Here is a 16,313-nt window from a genome sequence, read left to right as displayed (position 1 = left end):
CATGGGGGTTGCGTCGAAAAGGGCCGTCCTGGCGGCACTGGCCACGGCGGCGGTCGGCAGCCCCGTGCTGCTGTCGGCCGGCGGGAGCCCCGCCAGGGCGGCCACCGGCGACCTGTACGGCTCGAACACCGAGCTCTACGCCACCCCGGGCCTCGTGGAGGGCACCCAGTACGCCCGCCGTTACCGCCGGCACGGGGTCCTGGACGACCACCTGACCTCCGACGCGGGGCTCCCCCAGGTGGCGGTCCTCGCGCCGCACGGCGGCGGCATCGAGACGGGCACCTCGGAGCTCTGCCTCGCGGTTGCCGGCTACCACCCGGCGACCATGGCGGCGACCACCGACGGCAGGGGGCTGCACGACTACTGGATGTTCGAAGGGCTGCTCAGCTCCGGCAACGGCGACCTGCACGTTACCTCGGTCAACTGTGACGATCCGTGGGCGGAGTCGATCTGCGGCGGGGCCCGCCACGCCGTCACCCTGCACGGGTGCACCCCGGAGCAGGCCGGCGAGCCGGCGGGGACCGCGGCCGTGTTGATCGGCGGGCTCGACGGCACGCTGCGGGAGTTGCTGCGTCAGGAGTTCGTGACGGTCGGCATCACGGTCGCCCAGGGATCCAACGACGACATCGACGGCACCCACCCGCGCAACATCTGCAACCGGACGCTCTCGAGCACGGGCGCGCAGTTGGAGCTGACCACGCCGCTGCGTAACGCCATGTTCGGCACCAACACGCGGGCCGGGCGGAAGAACACCACCGAGCCGCTGTTCTGGGATTTCGTGTCCGCGACGCGGGCGGCGCTCGCCCTGCGCGCCAGCGCCTGACGGCGACCCCGCAGAGGTGCTGGGCTAGCCCTGCACCTCGTGCGGGGCGCGCATCGAGCGGATCTCCTGGAGGTAGCGCAGGCCCGCGGCGTACGTGACCCGGCGTTGACAGGCGTGCGCCAATCCGCCGAGCACGACCAGGTGGGCGTACCCGGGCTGGGCGGGCTCCGCCGGGCGGACCATGCCGAGCGCGGCGGCGGTGGCGACCACCAGCGTCGCGGTGGCCGGGTCGAGGGCCGGTTCCCGGGCGTCGGGGCGCTCCCGGCCGCCCCGGAAGTCCCAGTGCCGGGCCGAGAGGTTGTCGAGAGCCGCGAGCACCGCCGCGAGGTCCCCGTCCCGGCCAGTCGCCACCGAAGCGCCCGACCAGGGCGCGCAGCGGCGCCGGGCCCACCCAGTCCCGTACGCCGGCCGTGATCCCTCGGCGTCCGTGCCCGCCGGGCCGGTCGGCAGCGCCACCTCACCGATCCGCACCGCCGGATCGTACCGGCGGCCGGCTGCCCGGCGCGGCGGCCGTTGACGGTGATCGTCGGGAGCACCGACCGGGGGCTGGACTACACGCCGCTGCGCGAACACCTGGCCGAGCGGGAGCTGACCGTGCTCGGCATCCCGGACAGCGGGGAGCGGATCGCGGGTGCCCTCGCCGGGCTGCCGAAGGTGCGTACCGAGGTGGTCGAGGACCTGGTCGCCGCCGTGCGTCGGGCCCGGGAGCTGACCCCGGCCGGCGGGGTGGTGCTGCTCTCCCCGGCCGCGCCCAGCTACGGGCGGTTCCGCAACTTCGAGCACCGCTCCGAGGTCTTCGCCGAGGCGGTCCGGGACACCGCCGGTTAGTCCGCCGAGGCTGCCTCGTCCCGCGACCGCCGCATCTGCCTGGCGCGTTCCCGCAGGTGCTCGGGTACGAGTTCGAGCAGTTGGTCGGGGCGCAGCGGCAGGTCGAGGAGGCTGAGCTTGATGCGGTTGCGTCGCCCGAGTGCGGCGGCGTCGAATCGGACCACGTTGACGACGTTCGGTCGTAGCCGCAGGGTCACGTGGCCCCTGGGCCCGACCCGGCTGACGGCCGCGCCGTCGAGGGACATCCGCAGGGTCTCCTCCTCGGAAGGGTTGCGGAGCGTGACGATTTCCTCGCCGCCGAGGACGATGGTGCGGCTGACGCCCGACATGGGCGCCACCGGCGTCAGCCCGATCGCGGGGATCGCCGGGGAGATGACCGGCCCTCCCGCGGCGTAGTTGTAGGCGGTGGAACCGGTGGGTGTGCACGCGATCACCGCGTCACAACGGTAGTAGCCGTGGCGGACGTCGTTGATCTCCAGGTCCAGGGTCACTGCCGTCCCTGGCCGTTCGCAGGTGAGCACGATGTCGTTGAACGCGGTCGCCGGTCCGAGCGAGCCGGTGTCGCCGTCGACCTCCAGGCAGCTGTGTGGTTCGAGGCTGAACCGACCGTTGACCATCTCGTCGAGTGCCGCGGGCAGCTGCGCCGGGGAGACCTCGATGAGGAACCCGAGGTTGCCGTGGTTGACACCGAGCACGGGAGTCTGCCGCCCCGCCATCAGACGCATGGCGCCGAGCATGGTGCCGTCCCCGCCGAGGCTGATCACTGCGTCGACGCGCTCGACGAACTCCTGGTCGTCCATGGGCAGCACGCCGTCGCCCAGCCGGGCGGCGTCGCCCGGGCGCGCCACGACGGGTGAGCCGTGACGCGCTGCGGCCCGCGTCACCGTCGCGACCGATTCGCTGACGTCGTTGCGCGGATGAACCACCAGGCCCAGGACGAACGGCTCCCGTCCTGGTGTGGACACGTCGGTCATGCCTCTCCCGTCCCGGGCGGGGCCGGTCTGTCCGCAGGGCCACCCGATCAGGGCACAGGTTACGCACCGGACGGCCCGGGGGTCCGCATCGCCGGGAAAGCCGTCCCCGGTCGTCCGGTGCGCCCACCGGCGCGACTACGTCTGGTCGACCCCCTGCCGGTGTCGCCCGTCGGTCACGGGCGTGGGCTCCGGGCCGACGGGGGCCTCCGGATCGGCGAAGGGCTCCGGGGCGGCGAAGGGCTCCGGGTCGCCCACCGGCTCCACCGGGTCCGTCGCGGCGGGGTGGGTCGCCGGGGCGGCGCCGGGGCGGGGCTTCCTGGCCGGGGTCCAGGCGAACGCCAGACAGCCGCCGACGAGCGCGAGCAGCAGCCCGACGAAGAACCCGCCCAGGTTGGAGGTCAGCCAGGAGACCAGGGCGAGCACCAGGGAGACCAGCGCGTAGAAGATCCGCTGGGGCGGGTGGGCCACCAGCAGCACGCCGCAGAGCAGCAGGATGACCGGCACGAGGTAGCCGGCCAGCCCCTGCGGCCCGATGTGCAGGATCACCGGCAGCGGGGCGCGCAGGGTCACCAGGATCTCGGCGCCGCCGAGGGCGACCAGCAGCCCGCCCCAGAAGGGGCGGCTGCGCCGCCAGGCCCGCCACCGGCCGCCCCGCGTCGCGCCACCGCGCGCCGTTCCGGCCACGCGCGCCCCGCCACCACGCCCCGGCCTGGCCACGCGCGCCCCGCCACCGTCGGTCATCTCAGCACCCTTCGGAGGTGAACCGCATCCGCAGGTTCGGCAGGGTGAAGACCGCCGCCGTGGTCGCGTAGTTGTTCTGCCGCAGGTCGGTGATGGTCACCGTGTCGGCCTGCTGGCCGAAGACCCCCGGGTTGCCCCGCACCCCGGGCACCTGATCCAGCGTGCTGGCGTCCTGCCCGATGTCGATGGACTTGAACGAGGCGTTGCCGGAGAGTTCGTCCGAGTCCACGACCAGGGTGCGGGCGCTGACCGGCTTGCCGTCGCCGCCGGCGGTGAGCTTCATGTACATGCCGCCGAGGTTGATGCTCTGGCACAGGTTGGTCAGCTCGGCCTTGTCGATCGCCGAGACGATCACGACGACCTGGCCGCCCGTGTCGCCCTGGTTGGGGCTGTCCTCGATCATCTGGTCGAGGGTGGCGAACTGCTCGAACCCGGTCCCGCTGAGCTTGTCGGCGGTGACCACGAAGGGCATTCCGGAGATCGCGAACTGAGCGCCGAGCACTCCCTGGGCGGTCAGCACCACCATTCCTGCGGCGCCGGCGCCGGCGACGGCCAGGCTGGCCGCGAACCGCCGCCAGCGCACGCCGCCCTGGGGTGGGACCGGCTCGATGGGTACGGTGTCGTCCGACATGACGGCTCCTCTTCGAGATCGATTCGTCCGCGACAATGCGATGAACGCGCCGCGGATCATGGAGGATGATCTGAATTGGTTGCGCGTTGTGCTGTTCGGGTCGCTGCCCCGCGAAGTTACCGCCGAGTAAAGGGCGGGTCAAGATTGGCGTCCGGTGGAATCGGCGGATCTGCGAAATGCGGCCAATAGTGAGAAACCGCAGCGGTTTCTGATCGTGGCCGGCGGGTCGGTCAGGCGCCCCGCCTGGGCGGGCGGGCCGGATCGGCCGCGCAGGGGGCCGTGACGCCGGGGGTGGCGTCCGCGCCGGCGGCCCGGGCGGCCCGCCCGCCGGCGGCCGGGCCGAGGAACGGTGCCGTCATGGCGTACGTCAGCGCCGGCAGGAGCTGGGGCAGTTCCGCCGTGCGGCCCTGGGCGACCCGCTGCCGGACGGTGGTGTGGATGCCGCCGACCACGGCGGTGACCAGTAGTTCGTCGTCCTCCTCGGTCAGCGGGGACCGGGGGCGGGGCGGACGGAAGAACCGGTGGAACTCCGCCAGCAGCAGGTCCCGCTCGCCCCGGGCGGCCGGGCCGGCGGCGTCGATCTCCACCAGCGCCATCCGGGCGAACGCGGGCACGCTGGCCAGCACCTCCAGCAGGGTCCGCAGGGTGGCGCGCGCGGTGTCCGTCCAGCCCGGCCCGGCTGCGGCGTAGGCGTCGTCCATCAGGCGCAGCAGGACGGCGGTGCCGTGCCGGTAGGTGGCCAGGAGGGCGTCCTCCTTGCCGGCGAAGAGGGTGTAGAAGGCGGGGCGGGTCACCCCGGCCGCGCGGCAGATGTCGGTGACCCGGGCGTTGTCGTAGCCCCTCGCCGCCACCTCGTGGACGAGCCCGTCGAACAGCCGGTCGCGCTGGGTCGCCGCCACCGCCTCGGCGGACAGGCGGCGCGGGCCGCGTTTGATCGCCCGTTCGGGGTCGCGGCCGGGGCGGGCTCCGGGCAGGGGGGTCGCCCCGGCCGCCGGGTGCGGTGCCAGCGACATTGACATCGACCTCCCTGAATCGACGATTGACTTTGCGACCCTCCGGGGTTTATAACTTCACCACGTTGAGTTCCGGTCGTGTCACTCATGGTCATCTTCGTCGGACGGCCGCACCGAGCAGCGCCGAAGGAGGGCTCGATGTTCGCCATTATCGCTGACCGCACCCTCGCACCCAAGGCCGGAAGATCGCAGGTGACGCGGCTGCGCCGCAGTGCACCAGCCCGCACCGCCCGCTGACCGGCAGGAAGCTCTCGGGCCCGGTGGTTCACCGGTCGCCCGGTCGCCGATGCGCGCACGTCGCGCCGCCCGGCGGCGTCCAACCCGCCGTCGAGGCTGTCCCCGGCGGCGTCCAACCCGCCGTCGAGGCTGTCCCCGGCGGCGGGCCCCACCCGCCGCCGAGGCCGTCCCCGGCGACGGCCCATCGGCCGCGATGCGTCCCTACGCGGCCGGTCCCCCGAGCGGCCGTCCGGTCGCGCCCGGTCCACGCCGGGCACGGTCGACCCCGGCCGGCCGCCACCGTCGCACCACCGTCGAAAGGATCCACCATGCCCAGGTACGGACGCGCCGTCGTCGGCCTCGCCGCCGTCGCGCTGCTCGGCTCCCTCGTCGCGGCGGCCCCCGCTGCCGCCGCCCCGCCCGCCTCCCTCGCCAACACGGTGCTCACCACCGGCAGCGCGGCCGGCACCGCCGTCGCGGTCGGGGACGTCCTGCAGGCCAGCCTGAAGGCCACCACCACCGCCAACTTCTACTCCTCCGCCACCGGCACCACCGGCGTGAAGTGCGCCGCGTCCGCCTTCACCGCCAAGGTGCTGACCAACCCGGCCGCGCCGGGGACCGCCACCGAGAGCCTCACCGGGCAGACCTTCACCAGCTGCACCACCAACGTGGTCGGCACGCTCGGCGTCAACAGCGTGCTCGTCAACAACCTGCCGTACTCCGTCTCCGTCACCAGCGCCGGCGCGGTCACCCTCACCGGGGCGATCCAGAGCACCGTCTCGCTGCGCACCCTGCTCGGCAACATCACCTGCGTCTACAAGGCCGACGGCAACACCGTGAAGGGGACGGCGTCCAACGCCACCACCTCGATCGCCTTCGTCAACCAGCCCTTCACCAAGTCCTCCGGGCCGGGCACCTGCTTCTCGACCGCGTACTTCAGCGCCACGTACTCGCCGGTCCGGGACACCACCCAGGCGGGCAGCCCGATCGTCTACGTGAACTGACCCCCGCGCACCCGGTCCGGGTCGGCGTCCGACATCCCCGTCGGGCGTCGGCCCGCGCCGCCTCAGCTGGCGGCGAGGCTCGCGTGCAGGGCGCGCATCGACCGGATCGCCGAGCGGATCTCCTGAAGGTGGCGGCCCGGGGTGAGCGCCGGCTCGGGCAGCCGGGCCAGGTCGGGCACCTCCGGGTCGACGCCGACGGTCTCGATCGCGCACCCGTACGGCACGGCGAGGGTGCGCAGCGCGTCGCAGTGCTGGAACGGCACGTAGATCGGCGCGGTGACCACCAGCACCGGATCGCCCGGCGAGAGCCGCACGTGCTCGGCCCAGAACCGCTGGGTGTCGGCCGTGTGTGCGCGCCGCCGGTCCGGCTCGCTGGACGGGGCGGCGAGCACCCGCACCGGGGGCAGCCCCGCCGGCCGGTAGGTCCGCGAGGACCAGGAGTGGTGCGGGTGCCCGGCGTCCGCCCCGTCGGACGCGGCCGGCCCGGCCACCCGGAACGCCAGCCGGACCGCCGCGTCGAGGGCGTCCACCTCGGTGTCGCCGCCCGTCACGCCCGCCTCGGCCAGCGCCCGCAGCTCGGCGCCGGACAGCGGGCGGAAGCTGCCCAGCACGGCCACCTCGCCGGCCACCCGCGTGCCGGAACGCAGCAGGTGCGCGGCGTACCCGACCCGGCGCAGGCAGGCGTGCGCCAGCCCGCCGAGGACGACCAGGTGGGCGTACCCGGGGCGGGCCGGCGGGACCGGGCGGACCAGGCCGAGCGCGGACGCCGCGGCGAGCACCAGCCCGGCGGTGCGCGGGTCGAGGGCCGGCTCCCGGGCCTCGGGGCGTTCCCGGCCGCCCCGGAAGTCCCAGTGCCGGGCGGAGAAGTCGTCCAGCCATGCCAGCACCGCCGCCAGGTTCCCGGCCGGCCAGTCCCCGCCGAAGCGCGCCACCAGCTCCCTCAGCGGCGGCGAGGTCACCCAGGACCGCACGCCGTCGGCGATCTCCTGCGGGGTCGTGCCCGCCCCGCCGCTCGGCAGCGCCACGTGGGCGCCGGTGTGCCGCTGGCGCGGCGCCGACAGGTCGTCCGGGATGATCGGCACTCGCCGGATCGTACCGGCAGCCGCCCTCCCGGAGGCCGCGGCCCCGTGGGCGCGCCACCCGGCTCCTGTTGCGGAAAGAGTCGTCTCGGCCGGATCTGACCACCGGAAACGCCGCTCTGGTGCCCGGACCGCGCCGGAAATCGTGGTGGTCGGTTGACGTGGTGTCAGGCGGTGGCCGGCGGTGCGCTACACAGTGGCAGTTGTCCCCGCGCCGTCCGGGTGGGAGCGTGCGGTGACCGCCAACGCCCTGAAGGGTGCGACGAATGACCGACGACCTGCTGGCCCGGCACCGGGCCGTGCTGCCTTCCTGGATGCCGCTCTACTACGCCGAGCCGATCGAGCTGGTCGCCGGCTCCGGTCGCCGGGTCACCGACGCGCGGGGACGCAGCTACCTGGACTTCTTCGGTGGCGTGCTGACCAACATGATCGGCTACGACATCCCGGAGATCCGGGAGGCCGTCGAGCGGCAGCTCCGCACGGGGGTCGTGCACAGCTCCACGCTCTACCTGATCCGTCAGCAGGTCGAGCTGGCCGAGAAGATCGCCGGGCTCTCCGGCATCCCCGACGCCCGGGTGTTCTTCACCAACTCCGGCACCGAGGCCAACGAGGCCGCCCTGCTGGCCGCCACCAACCACCGCCGCTCGCACCAGATCCTCGCGGTGCGCAACAGCTACCACGGCCGGTCGTACGCGGCGATGGGCGTCACCGGGAACCGGAGCTGGTCGGCCAGCGCGCTCAACCCCCTCCAGGTGGCCTGGCTGCACTCCGGCGAGCGGCTGCGCGGCCTGCTGTCCCGGCTCGACCCGGCCGACCGGGTCGACGCGGCGGTGGAGGACCTGCGCGAGGTGCTCGCCACCCAGACGGCCGGCGATGTGGCCTGCCTGATCGCCGAGCCGATCCAGGGCGTCGGTGGGTTCGTGCACGGCCCGGACGGCCTGTTCGCCGCCTGGAAGAAGGAACTCGACGCCCACGGCATCCTGCTGATCTCGGACGAGGTGCAGACCGGCTGGGGGCGCACCGGCGAGCACTTCTGGGGGTACCAGGCGCACGGCGTCACCCCGGACCTGCTCACCTTCGCCAAGGGCATCGGCAACGGCTTCGCCCTGGCCGGGGTGGTCGGCCGGGCCGAGATCATGGAGTCGGTGCCGGCGATCAGCTTCTCCACCTTCGGCGGCAACCCGGTCTCCACGGCCGCCGGCAACGCCGTCCTGGACTACCTGCTCGACCACGACCTCCAGGCCAACGCCGCCCGCACCGGGGCGATCCTCGCCGACGGCCTGCGCGCCGCCGTGGGCGGCCTCGACTGCGTCGCCGAGGTACGCGGCAAGGGCCTGATGCTCGGCGTCGAGTTCGTCCACCCCGGCGGCGTCGAGCCCGACCCGACGCTGACCACGCTCGTGTTCGAGGCGTGCCGGGCCGGCGGCCTGCTGGTCGGCAAGGGCGGCCTGTACGGCAACGTGCTGCGGATGGGGCCGCCGCTGACCCTCACCGAGGACGAGGCCCGCGAGGGGCTGGCCATCCTCGTCGAGGCGATCCGCGCCTCGGCGGCGGCACCGGAGGCGGCGGCGTGAACCGCACCTCGGCGGCGGCGCCCGGGGCGGCGGCGTGAGCGCGACGGGGGACGGGCCGGTGATCGGACACTTCGTCGACGGCGAGCGGGTCGACGGCACGTCCACCCGGCGCGGCGACGTCTTCGACCCGGCCACCGGCCGGCGCACCGGGCAGGTGGCGCTGGCCTGCGCCGGGGACGTGGCGGTCGCGGTGCGGGCCGCCGGGCGGGCCGCGCGGAGCTGGCGGGACGCCTCCCTGGCGAAGCGGACGGCCGTGCTGTTCGCCTTCCGCGAGCTGGTGAACGCCCGCCGGGACCGGCTCGCCGAGGTGATCACCGCCGAGCACGGCAAGGTGCTCGCCGACGCCGCCGGCGAGGTGCAGCGCGGCCTGGAGGTCATCGAGTACGCCTGCGGCATCCCCTCGGCGCTGCGCGGCCGGTTCAGCGAGAACGTCTCCACCGAGGTCGACTCGTACAGCCTGCGCCAGCCGCTCGGGGTGGTCGCGGTGATCTCCCCGTTCAACTTCCCGGTGATGGTGCCGCTGTGGTTCGTCCCGGTAGCGGTGGCCTGCGGCAACGCGGTGGTGCTCAAGCCGAGCGAGAAGGACCCGGGCGCGGCGCTGCTGCTGGCCGAGTGGTTCGCCGAGGCCGGCCTGCCCGACGGGGTGCTCAACGTGGTCAACGGCGACGCCGAGGCGGTCGACGCCCTGCTCGACCACCCCGACGTGCGGGCGGTGTCGTTCGTCGGCTCCACCCCGGTCGCCCGGCACGTGCACCAGCGCGGCACCGCCGCCGGCAAGCGGGTGCAGGCCCTCGGCGGGGCGAAGAACCACATGGTGGTGCTCCCGGACGCCGACCTGGACCTGGCCGCCGACGCGGCGGTCAACGCCGGGTTCGGCTCGGCGGGGGAGCGGTGCATGGCGATCTCCGCGCTGGTCGCGGTGGAGCCGGTCGCCGACGCCCTGGTGGCGCGGATCGCCGAGCGGATGGCCCGGCTGCGCACCGGCGACGGCCGGCGGGGCTGCGACATGGGCCCCCTGGTGACCGCCGCGCACGCGGCCCGGGTGCGCGGGTACGTCGAGGCGGGGGTGGCCGCCGGGGCGGTCCCGGTGGTCGACGGGCGGGACGTCACCCCGGACGGGGACCCGGCCGGGTTCTGGCTCGGCCCGACCCTGTTCGACCGGGTCACCCCGGACATGTCGATCTACACCGACGAGATCTTCGGCCCGGTGCTCGGCGTCCTGCGGGTCGGCTCGTACGACGAGGCGGTGGACCTGGTCAACGCCAACCCGTACGGCAACGGCACGGCGATCTTCACCAACGACGGCGGCGCGGCCCGGCGCTACCAGCACGAGGTGGAGGTCGGCATGGTCGGCATCAACGTGCCGATCCCGGTGCCGATGGCGTACTACTCGTTCGGCGGCTGGAAGGCGTCCCTCTTCGGTGACCTGCACGCCCACGGCGCGGACGGGGTGGCGTTCTTCACCCGCGGCAAGGTGGTCACCAGCCGGTGGCCCGATCCCCGGCACGGCGGGGTCAACCTCGGGTTCCCCACCCAGACCTGAGCAGCCGGAGCAGCCCCGCCCCGGCCAGGTACGCGACCAGCGCAGGGGCGGGCAGCCCCAGCGGCGCGGGCGTGCTCTGCGGGGTGACGGTGTTGACCAGCAGCCCGCCGAGCACGGCGGCGTACCCGGCGACCACCAGCGCGGTCCTGACCCGCCGGCGGCCCGTCGACCTTCCCCCGGCCGGGCGTCGCCGGCCGGCACGTGCCTCGACGGGCCCGAAGACGGCGACCAGGCCGGCCAGCACCAGGGCGAGCAGCAGCAGCCACGGCACCCGCCAGGCGTACCAGGCCGTGGTTCCCACCGCCGGGGTGGGCAGCAGGCCGACCGCGTCCAGCAGCCCGATCAGCAGCAGGACGGCGGTGAGATGCCAGAGGAACACGGTCAGCACCACGGAGTTGACCGCGATCACCGCCTGCCACGGGCCCGGCCGGCGCAGCCACCGCCGCGCGGGCCGACGCAGCAGCAGGATCAGCCCGAGCTGGGCGGTGGCCAGGGCGAGCAGCGCCAGGCTGGGCGGGCCGGTGTTCTCCAACCGCTGGCCGGGCACGTGCAGCATGGAGACCGGGTACGGCCCGATCGTGGTGAGCAGCAGCAGCGCGCCGAACCCGCCGACCAGCAGGGCCGTCGCCGCCCGCCGCGAGGTCGGCAGGGGGTGCCGGGTGCGGTCGCGTCCCGGGTCCCCGGTCGGGCGGGCGTGGGCGTCGTACCAGGCGAAGCCGATCTGGTGCACGGCGAGCCAGCCGGCCAGGTGGTTTCCGGTGGCCAGCGCCTCCGGCCCGACCAGCCGACCCAGGTCGCCGAGGGCCACCAGCCCGACTAGCGCCACCGGCACGGCCAGCCCGAAGCGGCGGTGCAGCGCGTGCATCGGCGGGGTGAGGGCCACGACGGCCAGGTAGGGCACGAGGAACCACAGCGGGATGGTGGCGAACCAGACCACCTGGCGGACCTGGGCCGGGTCGATGCCCCAGAGGTGGGCGCCCGCCGCGCCGGCGGCCAGGACCACCAGCAGGACGGTGGTCGGCGGCACCAGCCGGGCGCTGCGGTCGAGCAGCCAGCCGGTGGCGTCGCCGCCCCGGCCCCGGTGCGCGGTCAGCGAGGCGGCGTTGGCGAACCCGCCGACCAGGAAGAACACCGGCAGCACCTGGGCGACCCAGGTCAGCGGGTACGCCCACGGCAGGTCGCCGAGCGCCGAGTGCCCGGTGGGCCGCCCGGCGGCGTCCCGGCCGATCACGGTGACGCCCCAGTGACCGACGACGACCATCCCGATCGCGACCGCCCGGAGCAGGTCGACGTAGCGCTCGCGCCCTGCCGGCGTGCGCTCGGCGAGCTGCCGGAGGCGGCGCATGGGCTCAGGCTATGCCAGCCTGAGCTGCCCGGTGGTGATAACGGTTCGGTGGCCAGGGCTTGAAGTCGACGCGCTCCTGCCGTAGAAATTCTTCAGTCGACTTCAGTGACGTGAAGAGAAAAAACAGATCCGCCCGGGACGATCCGAGGAGCAACGATGGACAGGCGTGACATCCTGCGGCGCAGCGCCGCCGCCGGCCTGCTGGCCACCCCCGCCGCAGGCCTGCTCGCCGGCTGCGCCAGCTCCGGCGGCGACGACTCCGCCGACGCCGAGGTGTACAAGGGCACCAAGTCCGCGCAGAACCCGCTCGGGGTCGCCGAGGACGCCCCGCTGGAGGTCGTCATCTTCAACGGCGGCTTCGGCGAGGACTACGCCAAGGCCCACGAGGCCATGTACACCGCGAAGTACCCGAAGGCCAAGATCAAGCACTCGGCCACCGCGGAGATCAGCAAGACGCTCCAGCCGCGCTTCGTCGACGGCACCCCGCCGGACGTGGTGAACAACTCCGGCGCCGGGCAGATCGACTTCAACGGCCTGGTCTCCCAGAACGCCCTCGCCGACCTGGGCGAGCTGCTCGCCGCCCCGAGCCTCGACGTCCCCGGCAAGACCGTCAAGGACACCCTGCTGCCGGGCGTGGTCGAGGTCGGCTCGTACGACGGCCGGTTCCTGGTGATGAACTACACCTACACCGTCTACGGCATCTGGCACTCCAGCAAGCTCTTCGCCGACCGGGGCTGGGAGTACGCGAAGACCTGGGACGAGCACATCGCCCTGTGCAAGAAGATCAAGGCGGCGGGCATCGCCCCCTGGACGTACGCCGGCAAGCACCCCCGCTACATGAGCTGGCCGGTGATCTCCACCGCGATCAAGTTCGGCGGCGCCTCGGTCGCCACCGCGATCGACAACCTGGAGCCGAACGCCTGGAAGTCCGACGGGATGAAGGCCGCGGCCGACGCCTGGCACCAGATCGTCAAGGACAAGTTCATCCTCGACGGCACGCCCGGCCTGGACCACGTCCAGTCGCAGACCGCGTGGTGCCAGGGCAAGGCCGCGTTCATCTCCTGCGGCTCCTGGCTGGAGAACGAGCAGAAGGCGGTCACCCCGGCCGGGTTCAACATGACCGTCGCGCCCACCCCGAGCCTGGGCAGCGGCGACAAGCTGCCGTTCGAGGCGGTCCGGGGCACCGCCGGCGAGCCGTTCATGGTGCCGGCCAAGGCGAAGAACGTCGCCGGCGGCCTGGAGTACTTCCGCACCATGCTGTCGAAGCAGGGCGCCCAGGACTTCACGAAGAAGGTCGCCAGCCTGCCCGTGGTGGCCGGCGCCACCGAGGGCGTCGAGCTGCCGTACGGGCTGACCACCGTGGTCAAGGCCCTGGCGGCGTCCGGCGACAACGGCTTCAACTGGGTCTACAACAACTACTACCGCAAGCTGGAGCGCAACCTGGTCGACGCCGCCTGCGGCGAGTTCTTCAGCGGGCGGATCGGCCCGGCGGAGTTCCTCGACCAGTGCCAGAAGCACGCCGACTCGATCGCCCAGGACACCTCGATCAAGAAGTACAAGCGGTCGGCGTGAAGCACGGCAGGCTCCCGCTGATCGTCACCTTCCTGGTGCCGCCCCTGCTGCTCTACGTCGTCTTCGTCGTGTCGCCGTACCTGCAGGCGTTCCAGATCTCCACCACCGACTGGCTCGGCTACTCGGCCGAGGCCAACCCGGTGGGCCTGGCCAACTTCAAGGCCCTGTGGCACGACGACTACGTGTGGAACGCGCTGAAGAACAACGCGATCCTGCTCGCCCTGGTGCCCGTGTTCACCATCGCGTTCGGGCTGTTCTTCGCCACCATGCTCAGCATGGGCGGGCGCCGGGGCCGGGCCGGGGTCACCGGGGTACGGGGCGGCGCGTTCTACCGCACCGTCTATTTCTTCCCGCAGGTGCTGTCGGTGGTGATCATCGCGGCGCTGTGGAAGGAGGCCTACCACCCCACGAGCGGGCTGCTCAACGGCATCCTGGGGACGGTGGGGGTGTCCGGGCCGGTCTGGCTGGGCGACCCGGACATCGCCTTCTGGTGCGTGCTGGCGGTGATGGTGTGGTCCAACGTCGGGTTCTACGTGGTGCTCTTCGGGGCCGCCATGTCGGCGATCCCGAGGGAGATCTACGAGGCGGTGCTGCTCGACGGGGCGTCCCGGTGGGCCACCCTGCGCCGGATCACCATCCCGCTGCTCTGGGACACCGTGCAGGTCGCCTGGATCTACCTGGCCGTCGCGGCCCTGGACGGGTTCATCCTGGTGCAGCTCATGACCAACGGCGGCCCCAACTTCTCCTCGGACGTGATCGGGGTGCGGATGTACGACACGGCGTTCGGCAGCGAGAACAAGTTCGGCTACGCGTCGGCGATCGGCGTGGTGATGTTCTTCCTGACCCTGTCGGTGGCCGTGCTGTCGCTGCGGGTCAGCCGGCGGGAACGGATCGAGCTGTCATGACCGCTCTGGACAGGCCCGTCGGCGTGGTCGTCGACGGGGACCGGAACGCCCGGGACACCCGGGAACCCCGGCCGGTGCGCCGCGAGCGGGGAGTCGTGAATTTCCTCTCGCACGGCTTCCTGCTGTTCTGGAGCGCGTTGACCGTGCTGCCGCTGCTGTGGATGCTCATCAGCTCGTTCAAGACCAACGCCGAGATCATCGCCGACCCGTGGGGCCTGCCCGACGCGCTGCGGTTCGACAACTGGGCCCGGGCCTGGACCGGGGCGCACATCGGCCGGTACTTCCTCAACAGCGCCGTGGTGGTCACCGGCTCGGTCGCCCTCACCATGCTGATGGGGGCCACCGCCGCGTACGTCTTCGCCCGGTACGAGTTCCGGGGCCGCCAGCTCGCCTACTACCTGTTCGTCGGCGGGCTGATGTTCCCGGTCTTCCTGGCCCTGGTGCCGCTGTTCTTCGTGGTCCGCAGCGCCGGGCTGTTCGGCACCTGGACCGGGCTGGTGCTGGTCTACGCGGCGTACTCGCTGCCGTTCACGGTCTTCTTCCTCACCGCCTTCTTCCGCACCCTGCCCACCTCGGTCGCGGAGGCGGCGTTGGTCGACGGGTGCGGCCACTTCCGGCTGTTCTTCCGGGTGATGCTGCCGATGGCCCGGCCGGGACTGATCAGCGTCGCCATCTTCAACTTCCTCAGCCACTGGAACCAGTTCCTGCTGCCGCAGGTGCTGCTCCAGGGCGACGAGTCGAAGTGGATGCTCGCCCAGGGCCTGGCCGCCCTGTCGATCAGCCAGGGATACGCCGGCGACTACGCCCAACTCTTCGCCGGCCTCACCATCGCGGTGATCCCGGTGCTGGTGGTGTACCTGCTCTTCCAGCGTCAGGTGCAGTCCGGGCTCACCGCCGGCCAGCTCAAGTAACTGACCCGGTAGCGGTTCTGGTGCGGCGTCGCCACCGACCGCGCGGCGGGTCGGCCCGGCTGACATGGTCCCGGCCGACCCCGCCGCCGGTCGGCTCACCCGGACTGCCGTCGCCGCCGGCCGGTTCGGGGGCCGTCCGGGTCCAGCTCGGCGCAGACCAACTCGTCGAGGCTGGCCCGGACCCTGTCGGCCTTCGGGTCGTCGACGTCGTCGAGGATGGCAAGCGCGTGCTGCCACGCGGCGGCGGCCCTCTCGGGGTCGCCGGCCTCGCGCAGGGTGTCGCCGAGGTTCGCCCCTGCCTCGGCCTCGCCGTGCCGGTCACCGAGCGCCACGAAGATCTCCTGGGCGCGGCGGTACAGCTCGGCGGCCCGGGCGTGCTCGCCGAGCAGCCGGTGGACGTAGCCGAGACTGTCCAGCGTCATGGCGACGCCGTCCCGGTCGCCCTGCTCGTCGAGCAGGACCAGCGCCCGCTCACAGTCAGAGCAAGAGTCACGCCCACCACTGCCGACCATCAGCCCATCACCCGCGAGCCAACCCGGCCAGCCTCACAGTCAGCGCATCCGCGGTGGATCCCCGGGCGCTGCGGTTCAAGGAGTACTCCTACACCCCCCAGCAGACGCCGGAGGCGTTGGCGGCGGCGGACTTCATCAAAGTCACCGCGGTCGGGACCGTCGAGGGTTTCCGGGAGGGCGTGACGTACCTGACGGAGCCGGCCGACACCCCCTATCCCCGGGTCTACATGGTGGTGCGGGTGGATCGGACGTTCAAGGGCGCTGCCGACCGCAGTGTGCTCGCGGACGGACGACTGTTCGTCGAGTTCGACCGGGGACCGATCAACACGCTGGACGGAAAGACGCCGTTGAATTCAATGGACGTGTTCGAGCGTGAGGTTCCGCGGGGGACCAGGGTCGCCCTCTTCCTCACCGATGCGCCGACGATTTCCAATCGGGTGGTGAATGCGGAACTCGCTCCCCGGGTACGGACGTTGGTTCCCCACCCGCAGGGCCTCGTCTTCGAGGACAGGAGTCGATCCGGTGGGGAGCGCCTGGTGCCCGGGCTGATCGCTCCTCAGGAACTCCCTGGGCCATGGCGTGCCCTCTCATCGCTGGACGAGCTGACGAATCGCATGGCGAAGGTCCGGCAATAACCGATCG

The 16,313-nt window shown here is 72.9% G+C and carries 16 protein-coding genes and 1 pseudogene; 9 read left to right on the top strand and 8 right to left on the bottom strand.

Going from position 1 to position 16,313, the window contains the following annotated elements; translation table 11 throughout:
• The first annotated feature begins 1 nt into the window (after window position 1).
• Window positions 2–823: a poly-gamma-glutamate hydrolase family protein gene (locus ACH4T9_RS29880; protein WP_396674599.1), complete on the top strand. Its 822-nt coding sequence runs from the start codon at window positions 2–4 to the stop codon at window positions 821–823.
• Window positions 824–847: 24 nt separating this feature from the next.
• Here ACH4T9_RS29880 and ACH4T9_RS29875 read toward each other — a convergent pair whose 3' ends face one another.
• Complete coding sequence (locus ACH4T9_RS29875; protein WP_396674597.1) at window positions 848–1,294, bottom strand: hypothetical protein; 447 nt, start codon at window positions 1,292–1,294, stop codon at window positions 848–850.
• Between the two features lie 36 nt (window positions 1,295–1,330).
• Here ACH4T9_RS29875 and ACH4T9_RS29870 point away from each other — a divergent pair.
• Window positions 1,331–1,651, top strand: a pseudogene (locus ACH4T9_RS29870) (UDP-N-acetylmuramoyl-L-alanine--D-glutamate ligase); the annotation flags it as partial.
• Here the strand turns inward: ACH4T9_RS29870 and ACH4T9_RS29865 are convergent.
• From ACH4T9_RS29865 to ACH4T9_RS29850, 4 genes are all read right to left on the bottom strand, one after another.
• Window positions 1,648–2,625: an NAD(+)/NADH kinase gene (locus tag ACH4T9_RS29865; protein ID WP_396674595.1), complete on the bottom strand. Its 978-nt coding sequence runs from the start codon at window positions 2,623–2,625 to the stop codon at window positions 1,648–1,650. The pseudogene ACH4T9_RS29870 and the gene ACH4T9_RS29865 overlap by 4 nt on opposite strands.
• A gap of 135 nt (window positions 2,626–2,760) precedes the next feature.
• Window positions 2,761–3,366, bottom strand: a complete 606-nt coding sequence (locus tag ACH4T9_RS29860) for a DUF6114 domain-containing protein (protein WP_396674593.1) — start codon at window positions 3,364–3,366, stop codon at window positions 2,761–2,763.
• Between the two features lies 1 nt (window position 3,367).
• Window positions 3,368–3,997, bottom strand: a complete 630-nt coding sequence (locus tag ACH4T9_RS29855) for a DUF6230 family protein (protein WP_396674591.1) — start codon at window positions 3,995–3,997, stop codon at window positions 3,368–3,370.
• 230 nt (window positions 3,998–4,227) lie between these two features.
• Entirely contained in the window at window positions 4,228–5,010 is a 783-nt protein-coding gene (locus tag ACH4T9_RS29850; RefSeq protein ID WP_396674590.1) for a TetR/AcrR family transcriptional regulator, read from the bottom strand.
• Window positions 5,011–5,555: 545 nt separating this feature from the next.
• On the opposite strand from ACH4T9_RS29850, the gene ACH4T9_RS29845 reads away from it, so the two are divergent.
• The gene (locus ACH4T9_RS29845) at window positions 5,556–6,230 is read left to right on the top strand and encodes a Tat pathway signal sequence domain protein (protein ID WP_396674588.1); all 675 of its coding nucleotides are present in this window, start codon (window positions 5,556–5,558) and stop codon (window positions 6,228–6,230) included.
• A gap of 62 nt (window positions 6,231–6,292) precedes the next feature.
• On the opposite strand, the gene ACH4T9_RS29840 is transcribed toward ACH4T9_RS29845, so the two are convergent.
• Window positions 6,293–7,312 (bottom strand): hypothetical protein, encoded by a 1,020-nt coding sequence (locus ACH4T9_RS29840; RefSeq protein WP_396674587.1) that lies wholly within the window; start codon window positions 7,310–7,312, stop codon window positions 6,293–6,295.
• Window positions 7,313–7,575: 263 nt separating this feature from the next.
• Here ACH4T9_RS29840 and ACH4T9_RS29835 point away from each other — a divergent pair, with 263 nt between their 5' ends.
• Window positions 7,576–8,883, top strand: a complete 1,308-nt coding sequence (locus ACH4T9_RS29835; RefSeq protein WP_396674585.1) for an aspartate aminotransferase family protein — start codon at window positions 7,576–7,578, stop codon at window positions 8,881–8,883.
• Between the two features lie 58 nt (window positions 8,884–8,941).
• Complete coding sequence (locus ACH4T9_RS29830) at window positions 8,942–10,426, top strand: CoA-acylating methylmalonate-semialdehyde dehydrogenase (protein ID WP_396674669.1); 1,485 nt, start codon at window positions 8,942–8,944, stop codon at window positions 10,424–10,426.
• Here the strand turns inward: ACH4T9_RS29830 and ACH4T9_RS29825 are convergent.
• Entirely contained in the window at window positions 10,398–11,771 is a 1,374-nt protein-coding gene (locus tag ACH4T9_RS29825) for an acyltransferase (protein ID WP_396674583.1), read from the bottom strand. The two genes, ACH4T9_RS29830 and ACH4T9_RS29825, sit on opposite strands and share 29 nt — an antisense overlap.
• Window positions 11,772–11,927: 156 nt before the next feature.
• On the opposite strand from ACH4T9_RS29825, the gene ngcE reads away from it, so the two are divergent.
• From ngcE to ACH4T9_RS29810, 3 genes are read left to right on the top strand one after another with little or no spacing between them, the layout of a single operon-like run.
• Entirely contained in the window at window positions 11,928–13,343 is a 1,416-nt protein-coding gene (ngcE, locus tag ACH4T9_RS29820; RefSeq protein ID WP_396674581.1) for an N-acetylglucosamine/diacetylchitobiose ABC transporter substrate-binding protein, read from the top strand.
• Window positions 13,340–14,248, top strand: coding sequence for a carbohydrate ABC transporter permease (locus tag ACH4T9_RS29815; RefSeq protein WP_396674578.1), 909 nt, complete (start codon window positions 13,340–13,342; stop codon window positions 14,246–14,248). The genes ngcE and ACH4T9_RS29815 overlap by 4 nt, the downstream gene beginning before the upstream one ends.
• The gene (locus tag ACH4T9_RS29810) at window positions 14,245–15,159 is read left to right on the top strand and encodes a carbohydrate ABC transporter permease (protein WP_396674576.1); all 915 of its coding nucleotides are present in this window, start codon (window positions 14,245–14,247) and stop codon (window positions 15,157–15,159) included. Before ACH4T9_RS29815 ends, ACH4T9_RS29810 begins: the two co-directional genes overlap by 4 nt.
• A gap of 95 nt (window positions 15,160–15,254) precedes the next feature.
• Here the strand turns inward: ACH4T9_RS29810 and ACH4T9_RS29805 are convergent, their stop codons facing one another.
• Window positions 15,255–15,671: a tetratricopeptide repeat protein gene (locus ACH4T9_RS29805; RefSeq protein ID WP_396674574.1), complete on the bottom strand. Its 417-nt coding sequence runs from the start codon at window positions 15,669–15,671 to the stop codon at window positions 15,255–15,257.
• 53 nt (window positions 15,672–15,724) lie between these two features.
• Here ACH4T9_RS29805 and ACH4T9_RS29800 point away from each other — a divergent pair, with 53 nt between their 5' ends.
• The gene (locus ACH4T9_RS29800) at window positions 15,725–16,306 is read left to right on the top strand and encodes a hypothetical protein (RefSeq protein WP_396674572.1); all 582 of its coding nucleotides are present in this window, start codon (window positions 15,725–15,727) and stop codon (window positions 16,304–16,306) included.
• The last annotated feature ends 7 nt before the right edge of the window (window positions 16,307–16,313 follow it).

The organism is Micromonospora sp. NPDC020750, from assembly GCF_044334565.1.
In the GTDB taxonomy this organism is placed as follows: domain Bacteria; phylum Actinomycetota; class Actinomycetes; order Mycobacteriales; family Micromonosporaceae; genus Micromonospora.
Note: the sequence above shows the minus strand (reverse complement) of the source record. Positions and strands in the feature narration are given on the sequence as shown.